The organism is Mesorhizobium sp. M7A.T.Ca.US.000.02.2.1 (genome assembly GCF_003996995.1).
In the GTDB taxonomy this organism is placed as follows: domain Bacteria; phylum Pseudomonadota; class Alphaproteobacteria; order Rhizobiales; family Rhizobiaceae; genus Mesorhizobium.
Window position 1 is genome coordinate 1 of the sequence record NZ_RZTT01000485.1, and the last position, 4,105, is coordinate 4,105.

Here is a 4,105-nt window from a genome sequence, read left to right on the forward strand (position 1 = left end):
CTTCATGGTCGATGGCGAGGCGCCGTTGCCGACAAAGCCGCCGCGCAGAACGGTCAGCGGCTTGTCCATGCCAGCAACATCGTCGAAATTCGCGGTCACCCGGCGTTCGAGCACTTGCGGCTCGGCCAGCACTTGCGGGATCGTCAGCACCCTGCCGGCAGGCACGCCGGCGCGATTGAGCATCTCTTCCCAGGCCGCGGCCGGCGCGCCCGCCAGGGCGTCCTCGATTTCGACTTTAAGCGCCGCACGGTTGCGCTTGCGCGTCTCGCGCTCGGCAAAGCGGACATCGGAGGCCAGTTCCGGCCGGCCGATCAGCCGGCACAGCGCCACGAACTGCTCCTGCTTGTTGGCGGCGATGTTGACGAGCCCGTCGCCGGTGCGAAACGTACCGGAGGGTGCCGCCGTCATGTTCTCATTGCCCATCGGCTTGGGGTCGATGCCTGCGGTCAGATAGTTGGAAACCGGCCAGCCAAGCGCGGAAAGTGTGCATTCGAGCATCGAGACGTCGAGAAAGGCACCCTCGCCGCTCGTCTTCTGCCGCACCAGCGCCGAGGTAATGGCGAACGCGCCGACCAGTCCGCCAAGCGTGTCGGCCACGGGATAGCCGACCCGCAGCGGCGCCGTTTCCGGTGTTCCGGTGATGCTCATGATCCCCGACAGGCCCTGGATGATCTGGTCATAGGCGGGATTGTCGCGCATCGGCCCGGTCTGGCCGAAACCCGATATCGCGCAATAGACGAGGCCTGGACGGACCGTCTTCAGCGCCTCGTAACCAAGCCCCAGCCGATCCATCACGCCCGGGCGGAAATTCTCCACCAGGGCGTCGGCGCTGGCCACCAGATCGAAAAAGCGCTCGCGATCGGCTTGCTGCTTGAGGTCGAGCACCACCGACCGTTTGCCGGCGTTCTGCGCCAGGAACGATGCGCCCATGCCGGCGCTGTTCAGCTTTGGCGAGCCGCCGAGCTGGCGGGCCAGGTCGCCGCCTTGCGGCGCCTCGACCTTGATCACATCGGCGCCGAGCAGCGCCAGCTGATAGGCGCAGTAGGGACCGGCCAGGACGTTGGTCAGGTCGAGGACGCGGATACCGGAAAGCAGTTCTGTCATGGCATCATGGATCGATCAGGCATCGCCGGGCACATGCTCCGGTCCGCGCCGACGCCGATGCTCGATGAAGGCCCAGATATGCGGGCCGGCGAGGCCGATGAAGGCGAGCGTCAGCAGCGTCAGCGACAGCTTGTGGGTGTAAAACACCGACCAGTCGCCATTCGAGATGGTCATCGCCCGGCGGAACTGGGTTTCGGCGAGCGGTCCAAGGATCATGCCGATAATGACGGGCGCGGTCGGGAAATCGAAGCGCCGCATCAGGAAGCCGGCGGCCCCCAGGAGATAGAGGATGACGAGGTCGATGGGCGATTGCGAAATACCATAGGTGCCGACCGTCGCGAACACCAGGATGCCGGCATAGAGCTGCGGCGCCGGGATTTTCAAAAGCCGCACCCACAGGCCGATCAGCGGCAGGTTGAGGATGACCAGGATGACGTTGGCGATGAACAGGCTGGCGATCAGCCCCCAGACGAGATCGCCCTGGGTCGTGAGAAGCAGCGGTCCGGGGTTGATGCCGTAGCTCTGGAAGGCCGACAGCATGATCGCCGCGGTCGCCGAGGTCGGCAGGCCAAGCGTCAGCATAGGCACCAGCACGCCGGCTGCGGAGGCATTGTTGGCGGCCTCGGGGCCGGCAACGCCCTCGATGGCGCCGACCGTGCCGAACTCCTCCTTGTGCTTCGACAGCTTCTTTTCGATGGCATAGGACAGGAAGGTCGGGATTTCGGCGCCGCCGGCCGGCATGGCGCCGATCGGGAAGCCGATCGCAGCGCCGCGCAGCCAGGGTTTCCACGAACGCCCCCACTCGGCCGCCGTCATGTAGAGCGAGCCCTTCAGCGGCACGATCTCGTCCTTGCCGGCATAGCGGCGCGAGGCCATGTAGAGCGTCTCGCCGACGGCAAACAGGCCGACCGCGGCAATGATGACATCGACGCCATCAAGCAGTTCGTTCGTGCCGAAGGTGAAGCGCGGCTGGCCGGTCTGCAGGTCGACGCCGATCATGCCGATGACGAAGCCAGCGAACAGGCTGGTCAGGCCGCGTACGGAAGACGAGCCGAGCACCGCCGAAACGGTGATGAAGGCCAGCACCATCAAAGAGAAATATTCGGCCGGGCCGAAGGCCAGCGCGAACTTGACCACCACCGGCGCCAGGAAAGCGACGCCCATCGTGCCGATCGTGCCGGCGACGAACGAGCCTATCGCGGAGGTGGCGAGTGCCGCGCCGCCGCGCCCGGAGCGCGCCATCCTGTTGCCTTCCAACGCAGTGACGATGGTGGCGCTTTCGCCGGGCGTGTTGAGCAGGATCGACGTCGTCGAACCACCATACATGGCGCCGTAGTAGATGCCGGCGAACAGGATGAAGGATGCCTCCGGCGCCACCTGATAGGTGATCGGCAAAAGCAGCGCGATGGTCAGCGCCGGCCCAAGACCGGGCAGCACGCCGATGGCGGTACCGAGTGTGGTGCCAAGCAGGCACCACAGAAGGTTGACCGGGGTGAAGGCAACCGAGAAGCCATGTGCGAGATGTCCGAGCGTTTCCATGGCGTCAGCCCCTCAACATGGTGATGAACGCATCGATGACCGTGTTCAGCTGGTTCTCGATGAAACCGGCACCGATGTTGACGCCAAGCGCCCTGGCGAAGCCGAAATAGGCGGCCAGCGCCAGGATCAGGCCGAGCACTGCGTCACGCAGCGTGCGCTTGCTGCCGAAGCCGTAGCAGACCAGAACGAACATGATGACGGATGCCAGCGTGAAACCGAGCGGCCGGATGAGCAGCAGATTGGCGAGCAGGCCGATGACAACGAAACCCATCGCCTTCCAGTCGGTCGGCGTCTCCTTTTCCTCCTCCGGCTGCCAGCCGCCGCGCAAGGCAGCGAGGATGAGCAACAGCGAAAGAACCACCAGGCCGAACATGGTGAGGTAGGGAAAGACGGTCGGGCCGACCTTGGAGTAGAGCGGCGACACCGGGATTGCCAGCGTTTGCCAGGCGACGGCGCCGGCGCAGGCCAGGAGCCCGATGCCGATCAACAATTCCGGCACGGCAAGGCGCCACGGCGCCGCCTGCTGGTCGCTGGTGCTCATGATTGTCCTCCCAAGGTGGCCGGCATCCTCCAGCCGGCCGCATCCGCAGTTTCGCCGCATCATATGTCCATGCGGCAGGCGAGATGGGAAGGGGGGCGGCACTCTAACCGCCCCCTGAACACATCAGGCGAGGCCGAGATCCTTGAGGATCGCGGTGATGCGGGCCGTGTCCTCGGTGAGGAATTTCGCGTAGTCGTCGCCAGTCAAAAGGATGGGCGTCCAGTTGCGGTTTTTGCACTCGGTTGCCCATGCATCGCTCTTGGCCATGGTCTCGATCATTGTGACCATCGCCGCCTTGTCGGCGTCGGAAACGCCGGGCGGTGCGAAGACGCCGCGCCAGTTGAACAGTTCGACATCGATGCCGGCTTCCTTCATCGTCGGTGCGTCGATGCCGTCCTGACGCTTGTCAGCCGAGATGGCGAGCAGCCTGAGCGCACCTGCCTTGACCTGCTCCGAGAACTCGCCGAAGCCGGAAATGCCGGCCGCGACCTGGTTGCCGAGCAGCGCCGACAGCGCCTCGCCGCCGCCGGCGAACGGCACATAGGAGAGGTTGGTTGCCGGAACGCCGACCGTCTTGGCGATCAGGCCGAACAGGATGTGATCGGAACCGCCTGCCGAGCCGCCGGCGACAGGAACCTTTGTCGGATCGGCCTTGAGCGCGGCGACGAAATCAGCGGCCGTCTTGAACGGTGACTCCGCCGGCACGACCAGGGCCTCGAACTCGCCGGTGAGGCGGGCGATCGGGGTGACTTGCGTCAGATTGTTCGCGGCCTTGTTGGCAATGATGGCACCAACCATGACCATGCCGGCGACCATCAGGGAATTGCCTTTGCCGTTCCACTGGCTGATGAATTGCGGCAGCCCGACAGTGCCGCCGGCGCCGCCGACATTGATGATCTGCGAACCAGAGATCAGCTTTTC

General features: G+C 65.1%; 4 protein-coding genes. All 4 read right to left on the reverse strand.

The genetic code is table 11. From position 1 onward, the window contains the following. A partial coding sequence (locus EOD15_RS29940; protein ID WP_148129702.1) for a CoA transferase occupies positions 1–1,104 on the reverse strand: 1,104 nt, incomplete at its 3' end. A 15-nt stretch (positions 1,105–1,119) separates the two neighbouring features. Next, a complete protein-coding gene (locus EOD15_RS29945; RefSeq protein ID WP_023812558.1) occupies positions 1,120–2,643 on the reverse strand; it encodes a tripartite tricarboxylate transporter permease in 1,524 nt (507 codons plus the stop codon). A gap of 4 nt (positions 2,644–2,647) precedes the next feature. Further along, the gene (locus tag EOD15_RS29950) at positions 2,648–3,184 is read right to left on the reverse strand and encodes a tripartite tricarboxylate transporter TctB family protein (RefSeq protein ID WP_127320500.1); all 537 of its coding nucleotides are present in this window, start codon (positions 3,182–3,184) and stop codon (positions 2,648–2,650) included. A gap of 123 nt (positions 3,185–3,307) precedes the next feature. Further along, a partial coding sequence (locus EOD15_RS29955) for a tripartite tricarboxylate transporter substrate-binding protein (protein ID WP_148129703.1) occupies positions 3,308–4,105 on the reverse strand: 798 nt, incomplete at its 5' end.